The sequence below is a fragment of the Paenibacillus sp. FSL M7-0896 genome, from assembly GCF_037975415.1.
Classification (GTDB): domain Bacteria; phylum Bacillota; class Bacilli; order Paenibacillales; family Paenibacillaceae; genus Paenibacillus_AQ; species Paenibacillus_AQ silagei.
Window position 1 is genome coordinate 6,297,800 of the sequence record NZ_CP150250.1, and the last position, 22,564, is coordinate 6,320,363.

Genomic DNA, 22,564 nt, shown 5'->3' on the forward strand with positions numbered 1-22,564 from the left:
CAAGTTAAGGTGCTGTAAAACCACTTAGAAGTTGTGTAGCTCCTTTACCCGTCATAACACATAGAGGATAAAAAAGACCACAACACGGGCGATTAGCTCGCATTGTGGCATTTTAGGTTGTCTTGTACGATTCTGTCGCCCAGGTTGTAAACTATAACTTTCCGCCCACTTCTTCGAACCAATCATCAAATATATGACTAGATAATTTTTCAGGATCATTTGTATATTTTATCTCGTAACTGTAACGAGCATCTAATTTGTTCTTAAATACATCATAAGTCAATTTCATCTCTGTAGGCATTTCCCTATTATTTTTTTTGCATAAATCACTAATTTCACGGAGATTTTTATTTAAGATGTTAAGTAAAGCAACTTGTCTTTCTTTCGAAATATTATAAACAGGTCTTGAATTACTATCAGTGTCTGAAACTGCATCATTAACCTTATGTTTTTTAACAATAAAATTATTAATTTGGTAAAATACATCTGTACTAAATTGTCCAAATTCATTAGAACCATATATATATATCATATCTGCCTTATTACTCACATACTCAAGACAAATTGACACCATATCTGCTTGTAGTTCTGAAAAATAATCTTCAAATACCTTTGTCATCATCCAATCTCCTTTTAATTTATTAAATCGAAAACTTTTAGCTCACCATCTATTGTGTAGGTTACATTAAAGCTAGACGGTCGAAGCGAATCCTCATCATATTTTATTTTTACGTCAACAGTAACATGTTTCGGCGGTTTGGCATTTAAAGCCCTTGCCCATTCATTTTCTATTTTCTTATACGTACTTAGATTCACCTTACTTGACTGAGATACAAGGTTGTCAATCTCTGGCGAGCCGCCAAATCTATCTCCTGCCAAATGACCTGCGTGGTCACCTGACTCCTTTCCTGGCGTATTTGCGTCATGTGGTAAACGTTCATCTCTTGCCGTTAATTTTAAATCATCCGTACTAAAGTTTTCAATTCTACCCAGATGATCTGTTTCATAATCGTATTGGTGCTCACCAGCTTTATACTTCACATTCGGTTTTAGTTTTCCTGCCTCATCAAATGAATTATCGACAAAAGTCTTATTGGGAACTTCACCCTTCCCTTCCAACCCATCCATATACCGCTGCTGCACCGGCGTTTTCGGCATTGCTGGAGTATCGGGGATCTCTCCTATCTTGAAAACAAACCCTTCCGGCGTCTGCATCACCGGACCCAGGTTCGGCAGCTTCTGCTTAATCCCTTGCAGGGCATCCTTCGCCGCTTGGCTGACGACGTCTTCTACCTCGCCTAGCACTTTGCCCACTTTGCCTGCTTTGGTGACCTGTAGTCCGGGGACAAGGATGGATGCGACTGAACCGAGCATTTTCGCCTTCTCTTCGGGTGTGCCCTCGTCAAACTGATGATACGCCATCTTCGCCGCTTCCACCAGCACTTCGGGATGGTCAATCAGATATTGTGCTTGCTGCTTCATTTCTGTGGTGGTTTTGACCGGGTCCACAACCAGCTTGAAGGCAAAGGTTGCCGTATCCGCCACGCCCATGACGACCTCTTTCATCAATCCTTCGGTAAAAGCCAGCACTACATCTCCCGACTGACGGACCTTGCTCTCCCATTTCGTGAGGCCGTACGTGTTATCCAGCCAGCCCAGATAACTGGTGTACATCGGAGTGAGATATTCATTCGGCACATAGACTTTCGCCTGATAAAATTCCAATGTGGTCTCGTTTTCCTTGTTGTCTGCGGTAATTGGCGTGCCATCTGGCAGCGTGAGCGGAGGGCCGTTCAACCGCCGCTCTGCTTCGATCTGCTCTTGAACCTGCTTAAGAGCCGCTGCGACCTGAATTTCCTGCCGCTTCGCCGCAAGCTGACTCCGCGCATACGCTCCGGCGGCGGTCTTCTCCATGGCCAGCCGCAAAAGCAGTAAATATTCTTCGTTATGTAGTAAGGGAACCTTCTCCGCCGTAATTGAAGGATCATACTCACAGGCTGTAACCGCCGGTTGTTTGTAATAGCCGCTTAGATCCTTGCCGGATTCATAGTAGATCTTGGCTACGCCTAGAGAAGCCAGCTTCTGCCGGGCTTCTTCCGCCTGTGCATGAACAGCCGTCATCTGCGCCTGGTTTCCGAACGCCTGATACACTTTAAAGGCCATCTGGGCCTTGGCGATCTCATTCCGTGCCGCGAAAATATCGTTCAGCTTACTTTGCGCAGCGATATTCTCTACGGTCAGCAGACCGGAGGTTTGAATGACATTCCTGAGCTGCTGCACCACCGGGTCCCTGCTGAGCTCATCTTTTCCCGATAGAGCGGCAATCGAAGTAATGAGATTGGTCGCACTTCGCTGCACAAATTCAGGAATGGAGACTCGTCCGGCGGTTGCTTGCAGCCCCAAGCTTCCGAAGGCCGCGAACAAAAGATTAAACTGCCCTGTCAGCTTCTCCGCCTGCTGCTTATTCTCTTCCTGCAGCTCCGAGACGCCTCTCAAGGCGACGCGGATGATATCCTCTAATTTCTCCGCTTCTACGGTTAATTCATTGATTAGGACCTGGGCCTTGACCAAATGGTCGCCCATCGGAATACCGCCCCAGCTGCTGGACTGGCCCTTCAATTGAAGGTACAGCCTGTTGGTGTCCTGGCTCACCTGACCGATCTTCGTCTGCAGGCGCCGGACTTCATCTTCGTTAAATACTAGCTTCGTTGATGCCATAGCCACCCTCCCCGCCGGACTAGAACTCTGGCTTCCACTTAAACCAATAAATATCCCTCAGTTATACAGGTTACCTCCTATTATTATCGGGTTTATTTCCCACTAGATTTATAGTTTTCCATTTTTCCTTCAATTCTCCTAATCATCACACCCCCACCGAGTAAATCCCGCCTGCCTTAACCTCAAACGCACCATTCAGTGCCTGAGCGCTGCCGTCCGCAAGCAGCAGCTTCAGTGCTTGCGCATAACTGAGCCGCAGCATCCCATCGCACTTCACTGTAATCCGCGCGGATACCAGAACCCCAGCCTGCCACTCCATGTCCACCTCATACCCGCCGCGCGCCTTAAGACCCCGGATACGGCCATTCTTCCAGGCTCCAGGCAGCGCCGGAAGCAGCGTAAGCTCCCCCAGATGACTCTGCAGCAGCATCTCTGCGATCCCAGCAGCCGCACCGAAATTACCGTCAATCTGAAACGGCGGATGCGCGTCGAACAGGTTGGGATAGACGGAGCGGGTTAGCAGCGTGCGCACATAGCCGTAAGCCGCATCGCCGTCTGCGAGCCGGGCATAGAGGTTAATCAGCCAAGCACAGCTCCAGCCGGTATGCCCCCCGCCGGAAGCAACCCGCTGCTCCAGCGTTAAACGGCTGGCCTCCAGCAGCTCCGGTGTATCTCGCCGATTAATCCGGTTGCCCGGATACAGGCTGTACAGGTGGGAGACATGGCGGTGCCCCGGTTCGGCTTCGGCGAAGTCATAGAGCCATTCCTGCACCCGTCCATCCTTGCTAATCCTCAGCGGAGACAGCCGGGCAAGCGTCTGTTCCAGCTCCTCCTGTAGCTCAGCGTCCACGCCGAGAATGCGCGCAGCCTCCAGGCAGTGCTGCATCAACTCAGCGATCAGGCTCATATCCATGGCCGAACCCATAGAGATACTGCAAGCTCTGCCGTCCTGCGTGATGAACCGGTTCTCCGGTGAAGTAGACGGACTGGTAACGAGCCACCCCTCCGGTCCTTCCACCAGCCAATCTAGGCAGAAGAGGACAGCTCCCTTCATTAGCGGATAAGCGGTCTCACCCAAATATTTCATATCGGGGTTGAATTCGTAATGCTCCCACAGGTGGCGGCATAGCCACACGCCGCCCATTGGCCAGAAGGCCCAGCTAGCATCTCCGCCGGACGGTGTGGAAGCCCGCCACAGATCCACATTATGATGGGCTACCCAGCCGCGTGCCCCGTAATGAATAGCCGCGGTTCTGGCCCCGGTCTCACTAAGCTCCTTAATCAGCTCAAGGAGCGGCTCATGGCATTCGCTGAGATTGCAGACCTCCGCCAGCCAATAGTTCATCTGCGTGTTGATATTGGTTGTGTAATTGCTGTTCCATGGCGGCTGAACATGAGGATTCCAGATCCCCTGCAGATTCGCTGCCTGGGTTCCGGCGCGCGAGCTGCCCATCAGCAGATAGCGGCCATATTGGAACAGCAGCGCTTCCAGCGCCGGGTCTTCTGCCCCGTCCCGGTAAGCGGACAGACGTTCATCGGTGAACCTCTCCTCCGCCTCGTGACCGCCAAGCTCCAGATCCATCCGGCGGAAGATCGCCTGATGATCGGCAACGTGGCGTGCGAACAACTCCTCATAAGTCTTACCAGCCGCAGCACTTAATCTGCCGGCGCATAGCTCCGCCGGGCTTACCACTGCTTCCAAATGTTGAGCAGCCGAAGCAGTCCTATGGCTTGCTCTGGACCGCACCTCCTCATAGTCCGTTCCGGCAGCCAGCAGTAGCAGTACACGATCTGCTCCGGTGATCACGAGCTTGCCTGCGGAATACCGGACACTTCCCCCGGTTACCTGTGCGTGCAGGTGCAGTTCGAACGCAACTCCAAGTCCCTCCTCATAGAGCACCGCGAGCGGATGATCCTGGTGGTAATTGTCGGCAATATGCGATGGGCAGCGCCCCTTCATTACCAGCCTGTCTCCCTCCCCTGGGCTAACGCTATGCTGTAATTGGCTGTCCAGTGCCAGCTCTAGCTGAATTCCCCCCGGCTGATCGCTTGTCAGATGCACGACTCCGACCTGGTCCGGGGTACTGATAAATACTTCACGGGTAAAACCTCCCTGCCCAGTCTGATAATTCACTCTGGCAATTCCGCTATCCAGATCCAGCTCTCTTTCATAGGCTGTATAGTTCTCTGCGCCCGGCTGCGTAAGAATCAGGTCCCCGAGCGGCATATAGGCCTGGGCGTTGACCCCCAGCATATGGGCATTCACCATATCCTCGGCCTCCCCATACTGGCCTGCAGCGATTAGCTCCCGGGTTCTTTTCAAATACCTGAGCGCTTCGTAATTATTGGTATCCCGGGGGAACCCGGACCATAAGGTATCCTCATTCAGCGAGATCAGCTCTTTATCCGTACCGCCGAATACCATAGCCCCCATATGCCCGTTCCCGAGCGGCAGCGCCTCTTCCCAGACCGCTGCGGGCTGACGGTATCTGAGCTTCCATGCGGATGTATTTTGTTTAGTTTCCATGTTCTCCTCACCCTTCCTACTAAGTTCTGAATACAGCAAAAGGCCCTGACCTAAGTCGGGCCTTCTGCTTTCTGCTGTACTCTGGATCATGCTACATCCCGTTAGGATTTACAGATTTTTGCCTGTCCACAGGGATACTCTCTTTTTCACCAGCTCAGTGAATTCTTTTTCCATATCCTGAGCACCGGCTTTGTCCAGCTCGGCCAGGAAGGCGTCATAGACTTTATCGAAATCAGCCGGTTTGGACAGAATCGCTTCCGGGATACGTTTACGTACGATATCCTGGGTCTTTTTGAAGATGACCTGATATTTACCGTCTGTCGGAACCGGCAGGTTGTACAGGGCACCTGTTTCTTTTACAGGGAATTCATCCTCTTTCGGGAACAGGTCCTTCCAGGTAGTCGCCTTATATCCGGCAAGGGATTCCTTCTCAGCTTCGGAGTACGAAGCAACAATCTGCTCAGGGAAGCTTGTGGTGTAATAGTTGTCTGTTGAATCCTTCACGCCGTCGCCATACCGTGCACCGAAGATCAGGTACTGGCCGATCCCGGTTGTTTTTTGAGTGTTCGCCGTATCGTTGGCTAAGCCGTCACGGATCTCAGGCAGAACCTCGCGCTTGCCATTGGCATCCACAGTATAGTGCTTATCTTTAATCCCCCAGGTTCTCAGGATCTGGCCTTCATCGGAGGACATCCAGTCCAGCCATTTGATGATCCGCTCAGGATCTTTGGCTGCCGTAGTAATCGCAATGCCGTAGCCGTCGATACCGGTCTGCATGAAGGAATGGTCCTTATACTCTTCGGTCAGGGTTACAGGGAAGTGTCCATAGGTATACTCGTCTTTGCCGGCAGCCTTCAGGGCATTCTCACCGTCGGAGTATTCCCATTCCTGGGAGATCAGACCGAGCACACGGCCGCTGGCCACTTTCGCTTTGTATTGGTCATCCTTTTGTACGAAGGTATCCTTGTCGAGCAGGCCTTGATTGTACATACCGTTCAGCCAGCGGAAATATTCCTTTTCTTCGGCGCGTTTGTAGTGAAGCTTCGCTTCGAAGGTCTCAGGGTCCACATAATATTCACCATCATCCGGTGCACCGGTTGTAGTAAAGGCCGGGTTCGTCACGGTGATCATAATCTTCCAGTCATCGGCATTCAGCGTCAGCGGAATGGTAGGCTGCCCATCGGTTTCCGGATGCAGCTTCACATAATCCTTAAGCACCTTTTCAAAATCAGCTACAGTCCGCACTTTCGGATAGCCGAGCTCTTTGAGTACACGATGCTGGATTTCAAATCCGCCTGTGGCATCGAAGGATTTCTGGCCGACACCCATATTCGTAGGAATCTGATAGATACTCTGGTCGTCCAGGCTGTACTTCAGACGGTTCATGTTCTCGCCGTAGACTTTTTTGAGGTTGGGGCCATATTTGTCAATCAGGTCCGTCATATCAAGGATCAGGCCCGCATCCACCAGGGTACTCAGACTTCCTTTAGCGAAAATAATATCAGGAACGTCGCCGCTCGCCGCCATCATCGCAATCTTCTGGTCGCCGCCGCCGCTGCCTACATCGAATTCAGCTTCTAGGGTAACCCCTGTCTTCTCCGTAATCGCTTTACCTACATCATCCTGCATCTTGTTCCAGTTCGGGCTGGCATCCGCACCGAAGAAGGTGAATGTAGCCGGTGAGGTATCTAGAGCCGTATCATCTGCTGCGGCAGTAGCATCAGGTGTTGTTCCTGAGTTGTTAGGCGTCGTATTGTTGGCTGCATTATTGCCGTTGCCTCCACAACCGGCGATCAGCATCGAGCTCATCAGCAGGAGTGTGAAGATCGTCTTGGTACTCTTGCGATTCATTGTGTATCCCCCTTGTATCTTAATATGTTGCCTCTATGCATATCAGGTGAGACCTGAATATACCATTGTGAACGCTTGCAAAACTACTATAAATATAAATTTCCATTAATTAACACATCAACCTAAGCGGGTTAGCTGCCCGGCTCTGCACTGAACCCGGCAGCTTCTCCCCCTGTCGCTCTGGGTTAAGGCCTAAGCCTTGACTGCACCCAGCGTCATCCCGCCGACAAAATACTTTTGCAGGAACGGATAGACCACGAGAATCGGCACCGTTACGACAATGGTAATCGCCATCTTGATCGACTCCGGTGAAATCTGCGCCATCTGTCTGGCCATATCATTCGCATTTGCCATGCCGCTGCCCTGATTGGTCGAAGACAGGACCTTCATCAGCTCGAACTGCAGCGTAGTCAGATGCGGCTTGTTGCCGTTGTAGAGATAGGTAGTGAACCACTCATTCCATTGCCCCACGGCCAGGAACAAGGCGATGGTTGCCAGCACCGGCTTACAGAGCGGAAGAATGATTTTGTAGAAAATCATAAAGTCATTCGCCCCATCCAGCTTAGCGGATTCCTGCAGGGCAAACGGCAGGCCGTCCATGAAAGAGCGGATAATGAACACGTTGAACGCGGATACCATACCCGGCAGGATGTAGATCCAGAACGTTCCGATCAGATTCAGGTCCTTCATGAGAATGTACATCGGCACCATACCGCCGGAGAAATACATGGTCAGGGCCAGGAATACCGAGACGAATCTTCTGGCTCTGAACTCCGGACGGCTGAGGGTAAAGGCCAGCATGGAAGCACTGATCAGCCCCAGAAGAGTCCCGGAAAGGGTACGCAGAATCGATATTTTGAAGCCTTGAATCAGCCCCGTATAGCTGAAGATCCGCTGGTAATTCTCCAGAGTCCAGACCCGCGGGAAGATATAGATGCCGCCCCGGACCGTATCTGTAGATTCATTGAAGGAAATCGCCAGCACGTTCAGAAAGGGATATAACGTCACAATCATAATCAGGATTAGAGCGATGTAGAGAAAAATATCGAAGACACGTTCACCTTTTGACATTTGGAATGCTTTGCCACCCATGGATGATCCCCTCCTTACATAATGCTTTCTTTGGCAAATTTCTTCATCAGACCGTTAGCGGTGAACAGCAGGATGACACTGACTACCGAGGTGAACATGCTTATCGCGGTACCGTAGGAGAACCGTCCAATCTGTATCCCGTATTTAAGCGCATACAAATCCAGCACTTCCGAATAATCGGTAACCATGTTGTTCTGCAGCTGGAATTGCTTCTCGAAGCCGATACCGACCAGATGGCCGATATTCATAATCAGCAGCACCATCACCGTTGTGCGGATACCCGGCAGCGTAATATTGAACATCTGCTTGACCCGTCCTGCACCATCGACTTTGGCCGCTTCATACAGCTCTTTATCAATGCCTGTAATCGCTGCCAGATAGATGATCGCGTTCCAGCCCGTTTCCTTCCAAATGTCAGCAGCCGTTAAGACTCCCCAGAAGTATTTCCCTTTGGCCATGAACTGAATCGGCTCATCAATCACATTCATCCAGAGCAGCAGATCGTTCACGATCCCTCCATCGATGGCAAGCGTCTTGTAGACAATCCCGCCTACAACGACCCAGGATACAAAGTGGGGCAGGTAAGATATCGTCTGAACCGATCTCTTGAAGACGTTCCCGCGCAGCTCGTTGAGCATCACGGCGAACAGGATAGGAACCACGAAGCCGAAGATCAGTCCCAGCATGCTCATCGCCAGTGTATTTCTTAATACGAGGTAGAAGCGTTCATCCTGGAACAGCTCCCTGAAGTTGTCCAGTCCGACCCATTTCTGCTCGCTGAACGACCTGACCGGCTTATAATTCTGGAAGGCCATTAGCCATCCCCATATAGGCACATAGCTGAATATAAATACCCAGATTACGAATGGAAGGGACATCAGGTATAAGTACTTTTGCTGGAGTACGCTTTTCCAAAATCCACTATTCCGTTTCGCAGGTGGGCGGGGGGTTACGCTTTCATTTGCTGTAACACCGCTTTCAGTGAGCGCTTTCACGATCATTATTCCCCCTTCGCTTTGATAGCTTTATCTTATCCCAGCGCCGGGGGCGAGAATACCCAACAGATTTCACGTAAAAACCTATAGAAATTAGACATTCTCCCCGCCTGTATCCCCTTAAGCCTTCAAACCACTGTCCTTAGGGATTGAAAATGTAATCCGGGTCCCCTCTCCCTCCCGGCTTGAGATGTTCAGCCCGTGCTCCGCTCCGTAATACAGAGTCAGTCTCTGCTGCACATTGCGCAGCCCGATCCGGCCCTGCTCCTCTTCCTCCGCCTTGGTGATGACCTCCATAATCGCAGCCAACCGATCTTCCGTCATGCCGATCCCGTCATCCATTACAATGACCTGAATCTCCTGATTCTCCGTGAGAGTGACGGCGATGCTGACATGCACCGTACCTTCCTTGTTCTCCAGACCGTGAACGACGGAATTCTCCACCAGCGGCTGGATAATCAGCGGCGGAATCATCACCTCAGCGGCGGCGGGATCGAAGGCAATCTCATACTCCAGCCTGTCCTCGTACCGGAACTTCTGAATCTCCAGATAGGAGCGGATCATCTCAATCTCTTCCTTGATCGGCGCTCTCTCCCGGCCTACTTCCAGGTTCTTGCGCATCAGCTTGCCCAGCAGCCGGACAATATTGGCGATCTCCCTCTCTCCCCGCAGATGGGCGTTCATCCGGATCGACTCCAGCGCGTTGAACAGAAAATGCGGATGAATCTGGCTGGCCATCATCTTCAGCTTAATCTCCCGCTGCGCGATCTCCAGCGTACTGTTCTTCTCATTGCTCTCTATCACCTGGGTAATCAGCTGGTTGATGCTGGCTACCATGTAGTTGAACTGGCGCGACAGCTGGCCGATCTCGTCTGTTCCATCAATGTGGGAGACGATGTTCAGGTTCCCGAGGGCGACTTGATTGAGCTGGCGGCTCAGCCGCAGCAGCCGGTTGCTCGTCAGCAGCGAGATGGTGTATACCAGTACAAGCGCAACCAGCAGCACCCCGATTACGATGAACAGACCCAGCTGACTCACCTTGTTGGCATCGCTCAGAATGCTTTTGGTCTCGAACACCGAGATAATCTTCAGCTTGCTGACACTCAGCTCAGGGATCATTTCATCGATGATAACGTAGGAATCCTTGTCCTTCACCTGCGTTGTGAACACGCCCTTGGACTGCGCCTGCACATCAATTCCAATGTCAAAAGCATCCACCGTGCTGCCTACCAGCTGCGGGTTTTTGGCGGATACAATATAGCCCTGCTCATCAATAATGATCGTCTCGAACGGCTCCTGGTGCAGCATCTGGTTCAGCTCATCCTGATTCACCTGCACCATCAGAATTCCTGACTTGCTGTATTCAGGGTAGGGAACCTGGCGGATCAGACTCAGCTTGTTGATGGTCCCTTTGGGGCTGTTGATATAAGGGTCCTTGTCGTGGATATACATCCAGTAGATCTGATTGTTCTGCATAGCCTGTGTATACCAGTTTCTCGTACGGATCTCCGGCGTTACCGGCGCGATGGACATATCGTCCACCAGTGTGGGATTATCGATGAAAAAGCGGATATTGGAGATCTCCCGGTACCGCAGCACATATTCCTTGAGGTCGGTATAATTCAGGTAGGCCTTGGTCAGCTCCAGAATACTCGGATAATGCGTATTGACCAGCCGCTCCAGATCCTCATCGAAATAGAGCAGATTCGAAATATCTGTGGGGACCCGCAGCTTGCTGTACAACTGGCTTTTGATCTTTTCCACGTTGTTGGTGGCCTGATCTATCGCTCTGTTCAAGGCTCCCTCCCGAAAATAATTTGTCAGAATCACCCCTGCAATCAGCACGGGAATCATCACCACTATGATATAAAAGAAGATCAGCTTGTATTTCAGCTTCATGTTATTGACCATCCGCACCAGCTTCTTGATATCAATCTCCCCCTCTCTATACAAACAGGCTGCTCCCGGATCTTCTGCAAGAAGGGGAACAGCCTGTATATCATAAGCCTCATACCTGAATCTCTGCAAGCTTGCCGCGACCTACAGTTCCAAATTTCCCCTCCGCTTCTTTTTGCTTTTCGTTAAGTGCTTTCGCGCTTCTTATATAAATTTAGTTCTCCTTGCGGTATGCGCTTGGGGAGACGCCGACATATTTGCGGAATTTGGCATTGAAGTAATCAGAGTTCATGTACCCGACCTGCTCGGCCACCTCATAGACCTTCATGCCCTGGGTCAGCAGCTGCTTGGCCTTCTCGATCCGCACCTTATCCAGATACGTGTTGAAGTGCTCGCCCACCTGGTTCTTAAACATTTTACCCAAGTAGGCACTATTGTAGTTAAAAATCTCCGCAAGTGTGCCCAGCTTCAAATTCTCCTTATACCGGCGCTGGATCAGATCCGTAATCCGCTTAATCTCATCGCCGCGTCCGCTTCCGCTGCCCGTCAGCCGGGACAGCTGCTCCATATAGCCCGACACCAGCCGCTCTGCATCATGCAGGTATCTGCTGCTGTAGACCTCGCCCATCGGCGAGGCTTGTCCGGCAATCAGCGGGCGCAGTTCGGGACTCGCTGCCTCCAGCCGGGCAATCGTGCTGCTGACAATCCGCAGCAGCTGGTCCTTGATATAGGTCTCGTCCCGCTGGGTATGCACGAGCTTGCGGATAATCTGCAATGTAAGCTCCCTGGCTACCTCGCTACTGCCAGCCTCTACTGCCAGCAGCAGCTGCACCTCGATATCACGCTCGGGGTCCAGCTCCTCCTCCGGTTCAACCGCGCCTTGTGCAGGCTCCTCCCACAGGTCCGGCATTCCACAGAGCAGTGTGTTCTTCTGCCCGAAGAAGGCATCCTCCAGCCGGGCGCGTGCAGCCCCAAAGGACTCTCCTGCCTCCTGCGGCCGGACAGCTGCTCCGCCCGCTGCGGCCACGAACTCCAGCCCCTCCTTCGAGATCAGGTGGTGCAGCTCCTGCCAGAGCGCCGCCCGGGCGCGTTCATCCCGGAGCGGCTCCTTCAGCAGAATTCCCATGTACGGGGGAAGGGTGAAGAAGAAGCCGTGCCCCTCCTGCTCCTGCCAATGCCGCTCCATCAGCCGCTTCACCGCATCCTCACGGGCATCCTCGCCCTTGTTAAGCCCTTTCAATTCCAGCAGCACCACTTCGCAGCCGCTGTCCGTGAGGCCCAGTTCAGCCGCGGCTTCCCCGCCTTCCTTCGAATTCGACTGCAGCAGCTCCCGCACCAGCACCTCGGTGGTTCTTGCCGGCTCCAGCGCCTGCCATTCGTTGATCCGTTCCTCCAGGCTGATCTTCTCCCGCAGCTCCTGCAGATAGCTGATCAGCTCCTCCTCATCCACCGGCTTGAGTAAATATCCGTCAATATGATAGGAAATAGCCTGCTTCGCATATTCAAAATCGGCATAGCCGCTCAGAATCAGCACATGGCAGCCCGGACTTTCCTTGCGCAGCTCAGCGATTAATTCCAGTCCGGTCATTCCCGGCATACGGATATCCGCCATCACAAGTCCAGGTTGCAGCTCACGGAATTTGTCCAGCGCTTCATAACCGTTAGCCGCTGTCGCCACCACGGTATACCCCTCTTCCTCCCAGGGAATCAAGGTGCGCATCCCTTCCCTCAGCTTGGGCTCATCATCCACAATCAGTACTTTGATCAATAGGGGGCCTCCCTTCATGCCGTACTCGAGCTTCCGAGCCGGAATTTATCATACTAAAATAAGGAACACTTAAAATTGTACTTGAAGCAGTGTCGTCACTGCGGTGAACATTTGGACTTCCGGCCGCTGTTGTCACCAGATAGTCTTCTTATATAGATCTTATACCCTAAAGAAAACAAGCTGCCACCCTTTACAGGATGGCAGTCATTCCGTGCGGATATTCTATTTACGGTAAGAAGCCAGCTTCTCATTCAGCTCGCGGGTCTGGCCGTATACATCCTGATACAAAGCGAAGATCCCGTCATATAGCGCCGCCTGATCTGCATTAGGGGTATAGGTCTCTGCCGGACGGATGAAGGCTTCCGCACATTCACCCAGGGAGTCGAACCAGCCTGCGCCGTAGGCTGCCAGCATAGCTGCGCCCATAGCCGGACCCTGCTCGCTCTCCAGCTTGATGATCGTAGCGCCGAAGATATCAGCCTGCATCTGCAGCCAGGCTTCATTCTTAGCCCCGCCGCCGATCGCCACAACCTCGGTAATCTCTTTGCCGGATTCACGCACAATCTCAATCGATTCACGCAGCGAGAACGTGATGCCTTCCAGCACAGCGCGGGTAAAGTGGGACAGGGTATGTCCGGAATCCATACCGATGAAGCTGCCGCGGATGCTGGCATCCGGGTGCGGTGTACGTTCCCCGCTGATGTAAGGGGTGAACAAGAGACCGCTGCTGCCAGCCGGGATTTCGTTCACACCCTGCAGCAGCTCGTCGAAGCTCTTGTCTGCTGCAAAGGTCTCCTTGAACCAAGTCAGGCTGTGTCCTGCCGCCAGGGTAACACCCATGATATAGAAGGCATCCTTCTCACTGTGGTTGAAGAAATGCACCTTGCCTTCGAGGTTAAGATCCTTGTTGCTCTCGTAGGACAATACCACACCGGAAGTCCCGATGCTGCACATCGTCCGGCCTTCACCCAGAATGCCGGCACCCAGTGCGCCGCAAGCATTGTCTGCCCCGCCGGCGAACACCTTGGTGGTAGGAAGCAGGCCGGAGGCTTCTGCAACTGCCGGAAGCAGAGTTCCGGTCTGCTCGAAGGATTCCACGAGTCTCGGGCAGAGGGAGACCGGCAGATCGAACGCTCCGGCAATCTCCGCACTCCACTGCTTAGCGCCAACGTCGAGCAGCAGGGTTCCGGCGGCGTCGGAGTAATCCATAGCATAGTCACCTGTCAGGTGGTAGCGCACATAATCCTTCGGCAGCAGGAACAATTCAGCCTTCGCGAGCACCTCAGGCTCATGCTCCTGGACCCACAGAATCTTCGGAAGCGTGAAGCCTTCGAGCGCGCGGTTGCGGGCGATATCGATCAGCTTGCTGCCGAGCTTCTTCTCAATCTTGCGGCATTCCGCAGTCGTACGTGTATCATTCCATAGAATGGCGGGACGCAGCGCCTTGCCTTCGCCGTCAACGAGCACAAGCCCGTGCATCTGGCCGGAGAAGCTGATACCGTCGATCTGTCCAGGCTCTGCACCCGATACTTCCATCAGACGCTTCAGACTGGCGATGGTTCCCTTCACCCAATCCTCCGGATTCTGCTCACTCCAGTTCGGCTGGGGTCTGCTGAGCGGATACGCTTCAGAATGCTCGAAAGCCACCTTGCCCTGAGGATCTACCAGTACAGTCTTGACCGCACTGGTTCCAAGATCGACACCAATTACATATTTCATAGTTATCCTCCTAAAAGTTATATGAAGCATTACTTCTCTTCGAGCAAAACTCGCTTCGTAAGCATACGCTTAGTTATATGAAGCTTTACTTCTTGAACCAACTCCGCAATATAACTCGCTTCGTAAGCATAATCTTAAGTTTTGCGGGGTTCCGCATCCTGTATTCTCTTCAAGCAAAACTCGCTTCGTAAGCCTCTCCCGTATTACCGGAACCGCTTCCACTGAACATGCGGCCGCGATTGTATTTCCTGCAATAGATTCTCGTTAAATCGGCCGAAAATCGTAGGCAATTGTACTTTGTACACTAGAATTTCATGAAAAGGCTGTTTTGTACGGTATCCTCAAATATCTGTTGTACGGAATACAGCAGAATGCTATTTTCCAGCCAAATTAGAGCATTCTACTGCACTAAATACATTCACACAGTCCTAGTAGAGCATCAGAGCTAAACAAGTGAATTTATTCAATAAACAAGGTAATGTATGAAGATGCGTATGAACCGAACCAATCGGTGATAGTTGTATTCTGTACATCTAAATAGAGTGAAAAGAAAGGTTCTCCTCTTCTAACTGTACTTTGTACAACTAAATCTGCCCGAATAGGCGAAAACCCGGGTACGGAGGCAGTTTAATTGTATGAATTACAACTAAACGGATATTCGGCGGTACATAAGATGATTTAGTTGTATAAAATGCATTTCCAGTATTAAAAAAGGGGCTGCCGAAGAATGCTCTCTTCAGCAACCCCCGTTGCGTGTCTTCTCTAATGAATCTGCGGGCAATCCCGCAAATCCGGCAGCGTCTTACTCAGCAGTCAGGATGTACTGGTTAAGTGTAGCTCTCAGCAGTTCCTGACGTCCGGATTTGTTCGGACGCGGGCTCTCGTTGTTCAGCGCGTAGTCAGCCAGCGAAGCCAGTGTCGCTTTGCCGGATACGATGTCAGCGCCAACGCCTTCGTTGAAGCTGCTGTAACGCTCAGCGATGAAGTTCTCGAATACGCCGTCTTCCAGCAGCTTAGCAGCTACCTTCAGGCCCTTAGCGTATACGTCCATACCGGAGATATGTGCCAGGAACAGATCCTCAGGCTCGAAGGAAGGACGGCGTACTTTGGAGTCAAAGTTGATTCCGCCTTTGCCCAGACCATCGTTCTTCAGTACTTCATACAGAGTCAGTGTAGCATCGTAGATGCTTGCAGGGAATTCATCTGTATCCCAGCCGAGCAACGGATCGCCCTGGTTCGCATCGAGTGATCCCAGCATGCCGTTGATACGGGCTACGTGCAGCTCGTGCTCAAATGTATGGCCAGCCAGTGTAGCATGGTTCGCTTCAAGGTTCAGCTTGAAGTGCTTATCCAGGTTGTACTTCTGCAGGAATGCGATGCAAGTTGCTGCATCGAAGTCATATTGGTGCTTGGTAGGCTCTTTCGGCTTAGGCTCGATCAGGAACTGGCCGTCGAAGCCGATTTCCTTCGCATAATCCACAGCCATGCTGAACAGGCGGGCAATGTTGTCCTGCTCCAGTTGCATATTGGTGTTCAGCAGTGTTTCATAACCTTCACGGCCGCCCCAGAATACATAGTTGTCAGCGCCCAGACGTTTACCCACTTCCAGACCTTTCTTCACTTGTGCAGCAGCGTGTGCGAATACGTCAGCGTTGCAGGTGGAGCCTGCACCGTGCATGTAGCGCGGGTTGGTGAACATGTTGGCAGTGTTCCACAGCAGTTTTTTGCCGGAAGCCTTCATGCCTTGTTCAAGGATGTCTACGATCGTATCGATGTTGCTGTAGAATTCACGCAGGGACGCGCCTTCAGGAGCGATGTCCACATCATGGAAGCAGTAGTACTGCAGGTCCATCTTCTCCATGAATTCGAATGCTGCTTCTGCACGGGCCTTAGCCTTGTCCAGCGTGCTCAGTTTGTCCCAAGCGCGGACTGCAGTTTCAGCGCCGAACGGGTCGGAACCGCCAGCTGTTAATGTATGCCAGTAAGCCATTGCAAATTTCAGGTGTTCTTCCATTGTTTTGCCGGCTACGATTTCTGTAGGATTGTAGAATTTGAATGCATAAGGGTTGGTGGAACGGCTTCCCTCGTAAGAGATCTTGCTCACTGTTTCAAAATAAGCCATTTGTAAAATCCTCCTCGATATTTTGCTTCGCCCGCAAGCGTTTACAGCATCATCTTAACACATCTCTTTGACTTTGTATATTGGTTAAACAAAGTTTTTTTATTTTTATTTTTCCCGCTGTTTCGCGTGTCTACCGGAGCTTATATTCACCTTCATAAGTTCCAGTTATTTAAAAATATGTAACGTTCGGACCGTCCAGCTCCAACGGATATAGTTGCATTTTTACGCTCTTCATTCTAGACTAGGGGGCATACCCGCGCAGCGGAGAGCGTCTTCACAGCTACCCTCCTCCCGCCTGTGCAAGGGCCCAGTAATCTACTCGGTTCTATACTGATAAATTCTTATATTGTAAAAGGAAGTGTGCTGCTTGAAAGTTACCGGTGATCAGGCGCTGGTCAAAAAAATAAACAAATCGATTATTTTACATACCATCCGTATGCATTCCCCCATCTCGCGGGCCAAGGTGTCCGAGGTGACAGGATTGAATAAAGCTACCGTCTCCAATCTGGTAGCCGAGCTATGCGGGCAGCAGCTCGTAACCGAGGCTGGACCCGGAGAATCCAGCGGCGGGCGTAAGCCGCTGATGCTGCATTTTAACGAAATGGCGGGAAGTGTGATCGGGATCGAGCTGCGCGTGAAACAGCTTAAGGCCGTACTCTGCAACCTGGGGGGCGGCATTCTTCATGAACGGGACAGTGTGCTGGAGAACCACGACTTCCCTTATGTGCTCGGGCAGATGCAGCAGATGATTTCGGAGCTAATCGCTACGGCCCCGCCTTCACATTATGGACTCGTCGGCATTGGTGTCGGCGTCCCGGGAATGGTCGATGAGCACGGCGTTGTCCTGTTCGCGCCCAACCTGGGCTGGGAGATGGTAGACCTGCGTTCGATTCTGGAAAGCGCCTTCGCGGTGCCGGTTACGATTGATAATGAGGCCAATGCAGGGGCTCAGGGTGAGCTGAACTTCGGGGCGGCCCGCGATGTGCGACATCTGCTGTATATTAGCGCCGGCTCGGGGATCGGGTCGGGGATTATTATCGGCGGAGAATTGTACAAGGGCGCGCGCGGCTATGCGGGTGAGACTGGACATATGACGATTGAAGCGGAAGGCAAGCCTTGCAGCTGCGGCAGCCGGGGCTGCTGGGAGCTGTACGCCTCCGAGAAAACCTATGATAACCCCGGCCTCTCCCTCCCGGCCCGCACAACGACCGGACTGGTCAAGTATGCACTTGAGGGGCAGCCCGATACGCTAAGCCATTTCAACTCCATTGGAGAGTATCTGGGGATCGGAGTTACCAATCTGATCAACAGCTTCAACCCAGAGCTGATCGTGATCGGCGGCGCTCTATCGGAGGCGGAGCCGTGGCTCGGCGAGCCGCTGCGCCGGGTGGTAGCTGAGCGTACCCTCCCCTACCACAAGCAGCAGCTCGAAATCACCTTCTCCAGGCTGGGAAGCCGGGGAACCATGATTGGAGCGGGTTTTTCAGCGGTGATGCATTTTCTGGGCAACATCCGCGTCACTCTCTAGACCCTTAAATTCTTATATTTCTTAAAATCGCCGCATTTTTTTCTGCATTTCCTGCTCTAAAAGGAGTGGCTATCCTATATAATAAGGATACTCGTGTGACATTTGTCACCACACCCCTTTTTCTGAAATGGAGAGAGAATCCATGACTTATGTTGATACGTCTGATATTTCGGCGAAGATGTTCATCGCAGTGCTGCTGCTGCTGCTCATCATTGCTCCGCTCGTCAGCCTCGGTGTCCTGCGTCTGTTCCAGTCGCGGAAGAAATCGGGATTCCTCCTTATCGCAAGCGGCATTGCCGTCTATGCTGTCTTTCAGATGTTCATGTCTCTTACCTGAGGTCTGCAAGCAGACAGAAATGACGTAAGCAAGTAGAGAAGCAGCATTTAAGATTGTTCATTTTCGCTAAAGCAGGCCAGGCCAATGGGCAGATTTAAATGTTGTTTTTCCTCCGCATGCACCGCAAAAAGCCGCCTCCCACCGGGAAGCGGCTCTATATATTTCAGGACTGCCGGCTATTATTCCGTCGCAGCCAAAGCCTTGTCGAACTTGGTCTTGTTCATGCCGACGATCTTCATATCCCCGATCACCGTAATCGGCACAGCTCTCATGCCCATATCCCACACCTGCTGGGCGTACTCTTCATTCTGCTCGATGTTGCGTTCTTCGTAGGCTACCCCTTTATCGCTCAGGAAGCTTTTCACCTGACGGCAATGCGGGCAATTCGTCGATGTGTACACAATTACATTCTCCATAGTATGATTTCCTCCTCGTATCTAAGTATTAGACTCTGAGATCTATTGTAGCACCGTAATCCCTGCTTCTCCAAATGCCAGACTTACATAATTACTGCGCTGTGCTCCAGGCTCTCGATATATTTCTCGGCATCCATAGCCGCCATACAGCCGCTGCCCGCAGCCGTAATGGCCTGTCTGTAACGGGTATCCTGCACGTCGCCGCAGGCGAATACGCCGGGAATGTTCGTCTCGGAGGTGCCGGGATTCGATACGATATAACCGTTGGCATCCGTAGTGATCTGTCCGCCCAGGAATGCCGTATTCGGATGATGGCCAACCGCCACGAATACCCCGCTGGCTTCAATGAACTCTTCTTCGCCAGTCTCGTTGTTGATCACCTTCAGGCCAGTTACACCCTTGTCTTCGGCAATCACTTCAACAGGGGTACGGTTCAGTCCCCAGGTCACTTTGGCGTTATCGCGGACACGGTCCTGCATAATCTTCGAGGCCCGCAGCTCTTCGCGGCGGTGCACCAGGGTTACCTTGGATGCAAAACGTGTCAGGAAGCCCGCTTCTTCAAGCGCGGAATCGCCGCCGCCGACCACCACGATCTCTTTGCCGCGGAAGAAAAATCCGTCACAGGTAGCACAAGTGCTGACCCCGCGGCCAATATTATCTTGTTCCCCGGGAATTCCGAGATACTTGGCTGTGGCACCCGTGGAGATAATCAGCGTATCCGTAATCAGTGTGCCCATACCTTCCACGTTAAGCTTGAACGGACGGTCGCCCAGCTCCACGCTGTTCACCCAGCCGGTCACGAACTGTGCGCCGAATCGCTCAGCCTGCTTGCGCATATTATCCATCAGATCGGGACCCAGAATGCCTTCCGGGAATCCCGGGAAGTTCTCGATCTCCGTTGTAGTTGTAAGCTGTCCGCCTGGCTGCGGACCTTCGATAACGAGCGGGTTCAGGTTCGCACGGGCCAAATATATAGCAGCTGTCAATCCGGCCGGTCCAGTACCGACAATAATTGATTTGTACATGATGATATCCCCCTTGAGATGGACGGAAAAGACGCCATTCCTTATTTAAAATAATTATAATCTAGTATTTATTATGATCACCTCAAGGGGAGTTGTCAATATGCCAGACCCGTTGTAAACGCTCCATTTTGTGAACAATTCAATTTTAAGCAATTTAAAATAAGCGGGCGCACCTATTCAGCTGCTCCCTCCATTGTACCGGCCTCTAACGCAGCAGACGCAAACCGTTAAGGATAACGAGAATCGTACTTCCCTCATGCCCGACCACCCCGAACGGCAGCGCAATCCCCTGCACAAAGTTGCTGATCATCAAGGCGGCAATGACCGTTACGGCAAAAATCATATTCTGCTTCACAATCCGCTGCGTCCGGCGCGCCAGGGCAATCGTCCCGGCAATCTCCTCAATGTTGTCATTCATCAGCACCACATCAGCAATCTCCAGGGCAGCCCCGCTGCCCTTCATCCCCATGCCCATGCCAACTGTTGCGGTTGCGAGCGCAGGTGCATCATTCACCCCGTCGCCTACCATGATAACATGACCGTATTGCTCCCGCAGCGCCTTGATGTGTGATACCTTATCTTCTGGCAAAAGCCCGGCGAACACGAGATCTACGCCGCTCTCACCCGCAATGACCCGGGCTGTAGCCTCGCGGTCACCGGTCAGCATCGCTACCTTGATCCCCAGATCATGCAGCTTGCGCACGGCAGCCGCCGCCTGCGGGCGCACAGTGTCCTGCAGGGCAATCATTCCGGCAATGGTCTCTCCGGAAAGGATCAGCGATACCGTTTTGCCTTCCTGTTCCAGCCTGCTGCGCAGAGCCTTCCAATGGTCCGTATCCGCCCCGGCAGCCGCCCCTTCCGCTTCATCCAGCAGATTCGACTTGCCGATCCGCCACAACTGGCCGTCGATGACGCCTTCAATTCCCCAGCCGGTGACCGACTGGCTCTCTTCAATATCCCGCAGTCCGATCTGTTCCGCTTCCGCCAGCGCGACAATGGCCTCTGCCAGCGGATGCCCCGACAGCTTCTCAATAGAGGCGCTCACGGCCAGCAGCTCTTCCCGCACATAGCCTTCTCCGGCGATGAAGTCCGTGACCTGCGGGATGCCTTCCGTCAGGGTACCCGTTTTGTCAAAAGCAACGACCGAGGTCCGTGCCATATTCTCCAGATGTACCCCGCCTTTGAACAGGATGCCTTTGCGGGCGCTCTTGGAGATGGCCGACAGCATGGCGGGCATGATGGAGGATACCAGCGCACACGGGGAAGCCACGACCAGGAAGACCATTGCCTTGTAGAACGTATTGCTCCAGCTCCAGTCCAGCACAAACGGCGGCAAGGTGATCAGCAGGACCGTGGCAGCCACGACAACTCGGGCATATACGGATTCAAGCCGTTTGATAAAACGCTGCGAATCCGGCACTTCGTTCTCCGCCTCTTCCACCATGCGGATGATTTTGGCGAACAGCGTATTCTCGGCCGTCTTCGTCACTTCTATATAGAGGGGGCCTTCTCCATTAACGGTACCGGCGAATACTTCACTGCCGGCAGCTTTGTCTACGGGAAGCGATTCTCCCGTGATGGAGGCCTGATTCACAGATGATTCCCCCCGGCATACCTTGCCATCAGCGGGAATCAGTTCACCCGGACGGATCAGCAGCAGATCTCCGAGCATGAGCTCATCAATCGTTACCTCACTCATCGCCCCCTGCTCAATCCGGACCGCAGTAGCAGGCTTGAGGGCCAGCAGAGCGGAGATGTCCTTTTTGCTGCGCTCCATGGTGTAGCTCTCCAACGCTCCGCTCAGGGCAAAGATGAAAATCAGCATCGCCCCTTCATTCCAGTACCCGATGGAGGCGGCACCCAGCGCTGCAGCGATCATCAGCAGGTTGACATCCAGGTCACGCTCCTTGACCAGCGTCTCCACGCCTTCTTTCGCCTTCATCCAGCCGCCCAGTGTATAAGAGATCACATAGAGGATAACGGATAAGACCTCCGACCAGCCGCTGGTAGCCCAGGCTACGAGCATAATCAGCCCGCTCCCCAGAGCGGCCTGCATTTCGGAGTTGCTGAGCATCGCCAGCGGATCGAAGCGGCGCGGTCCCGGAGTGCGGGGCTGCTGCGCCCCTCCTTGACGCGCTATAGATTTGGGCATTGATTTCGAGGTTGCTTGCATGAACAATCACCTTCCTGAATGGTTTTGGTTAAGCGCACACTTGAGAATGAGAGCCATTATTAACACCCTTAAAATGACACATGCTGCCCCGGCATCGCCGGGACAGCATGTTGAATGGGTATGGTAGTTGAGGATAATGACTGAAAGATAAATGAGAATGATAATCATTGTTGCAATAGAGCAACTATATTTCCTTCGCGCAACTTATAACTATACTATACCACGCCAGGCGTAAAAGTAAACCCGGGGGCAAGCCTGATTTTTGGGAAAGAGGGGGTTGCATCAACCGGCTGTCGTTGAACACTAACAAAAAGTCCCGCCGGGGCGCTGCTAAAGCCGTTAGCGGGACACTTTTTATACACTGCTTATATACTCTGAATCTAACTTAGACACTCTG

15 protein-coding genes are annotated in these 22,564 nt (G+C 52.4%); 2 read left to right on the plus strand and 13 right to left on the minus strand.

All coding sequences use genetic code 11. The features are described 5' to 3' along the window. Nucleotides 1-151: 151 nt before the first annotated feature. The 10 genes from MKY12_RS27205 to xylA all read right to left on the minus strand — a co-directional run bounded on the left by MKY12_RS27205 (nucleotide 152) and on the right by xylA (nucleotide 16,688). Complete coding sequence (locus tag MKY12_RS27205) at nucleotides 152-619, minus strand: hypothetical protein (protein ID WP_036730331.1); 468 nt, start codon at nucleotides 617-619, stop codon at nucleotides 152-154. Between the two features lie 14 nt (nucleotides 620-633). Continuing rightward, nucleotides 634-2,718 carry a DNA/RNA non-specific endonuclease gene (locus MKY12_RS27210; protein ID WP_339311615.1) on the minus strand — a complete coding sequence of 695 codons (2,085 nt, stop codon included), beginning with the start codon at nucleotides 2,716-2,718 and terminating at the stop codon, nucleotides 634-636. Between the two features lie 145 nt (nucleotides 2,719-2,863). Then, nucleotides 2,864-5,245, minus strand: coding sequence for a glycoside hydrolase family 95 protein (locus MKY12_RS27215; protein WP_339311616.1), 2,382 nt, complete (start codon nucleotides 5,243-5,245; stop codon nucleotides 2,864-2,866). Nucleotides 5,246-5,353: 108 nt separating this feature from the next. Continuing rightward, a complete protein-coding gene (locus MKY12_RS27220) occupies nucleotides 5,354-7,096 on the minus strand; it encodes an ABC transporter substrate-binding protein (RefSeq protein WP_339251334.1) in 1,743 nt (580 codons plus the stop codon). A gap of 192 nt (nucleotides 7,097-7,288) precedes the next feature. Further along, complete coding sequence (locus MKY12_RS27225) at nucleotides 7,289-8,188, minus strand: carbohydrate ABC transporter permease (protein ID WP_036730353.1); 900 nt, start codon at nucleotides 8,186-8,188, stop codon at nucleotides 7,289-7,291. Nucleotides 8,189-8,202: 14 nt separating this feature from the next. Then, entirely contained in the window at nucleotides 8,203-9,189 is a 987-nt protein-coding gene (locus MKY12_RS27230) for an ABC transporter permease subunit (RefSeq protein ID WP_081751337.1), read from the minus strand. 114 nt (nucleotides 9,190-9,303) lie between these two features. Beyond that, on the minus strand, nucleotides 9,304-11,094 hold the full coding sequence (locus tag MKY12_RS27235) for a histidine kinase (RefSeq protein ID WP_339314982.1): 1,791 nt from the start codon (nucleotides 11,092-11,094) through the stop codon (nucleotides 9,304-9,306). A 199-nt stretch (nucleotides 11,095-11,293) separates the two neighbouring features. After that, complete coding sequence (locus MKY12_RS27240; protein ID WP_339311618.1) at nucleotides 11,294-12,847, minus strand: response regulator transcription factor; 1,554 nt, start codon at nucleotides 12,845-12,847, stop codon at nucleotides 11,294-11,296. Between the two features lie 222 nt (nucleotides 12,848-13,069). Beyond that, nucleotides 13,070-14,566: a xylulokinase gene (gene xylB / locus MKY12_RS27245; RefSeq protein WP_339311619.1), complete on the minus strand. Its 1,497-nt coding sequence runs from the start codon at nucleotides 14,564-14,566 to the stop codon at nucleotides 13,070-13,072. An 802-nt stretch (nucleotides 14,567-15,368) separates the two neighbouring features. Beyond that, entirely contained in the window at nucleotides 15,369-16,688 is a 1,320-nt protein-coding gene (gene xylA, locus MKY12_RS27250; protein ID WP_036730361.1) for a xylose isomerase, read from the minus strand. Between the two features lie 367 nt (nucleotides 16,689-17,055). On the opposite strand from xylA, the gene MKY12_RS27255 reads away from it, so the two are divergent. Next, entirely contained in the window at nucleotides 17,056-18,216 is a 1,161-nt protein-coding gene (locus tag MKY12_RS27255) for an ROK family transcriptional regulator (protein WP_036730363.1), read from the plus strand. 142 nt (nucleotides 18,217-18,358) lie between these two features. Beyond that, nucleotides 18,359-18,553 (plus strand): hypothetical protein, encoded by a 195-nt coding sequence (locus tag MKY12_RS27260; protein WP_036694925.1) that lies wholly within the window; start codon nucleotides 18,359-18,361, stop codon nucleotides 18,551-18,553. Between the two features lie 179 nt (nucleotides 18,554-18,732). Here the strand turns inward: MKY12_RS27260 and MKY12_RS27265 are convergent, their stop codons facing one another. The 3 genes from MKY12_RS27265 to MKY12_RS27275 all read right to left on the minus strand — a co-directional run bounded on the left by MKY12_RS27265 (nucleotide 18,733) and on the right by MKY12_RS27275 (nucleotide 22,167). Continuing rightward, nucleotides 18,733-18,969 (minus strand): glutaredoxin family protein, encoded by a 237-nt coding sequence (locus tag MKY12_RS27265; RefSeq protein WP_036694922.1) that lies wholly within the window; start codon nucleotides 18,967-18,969, stop codon nucleotides 18,733-18,735. Between the two features lie 83 nt (nucleotides 18,970-19,052). After that, the gene (gene trxB / locus MKY12_RS27270) at nucleotides 19,053-19,994 is read right to left on the minus strand and encodes a thioredoxin-disulfide reductase (protein WP_036730365.1); all 942 of its coding nucleotides are present in this window, start codon (nucleotides 19,992-19,994) and stop codon (nucleotides 19,053-19,055) included. A gap of 205 nt (nucleotides 19,995-20,199) precedes the next feature. Further along, complete coding sequence (locus tag MKY12_RS27275) at nucleotides 20,200-22,167, minus strand: heavy metal translocating P-type ATPase (protein WP_339311620.1); 1,968 nt, start codon at nucleotides 22,165-22,167, stop codon at nucleotides 20,200-20,202. Nucleotides 22,168-22,564: the final 397 nt, after the last annotated feature.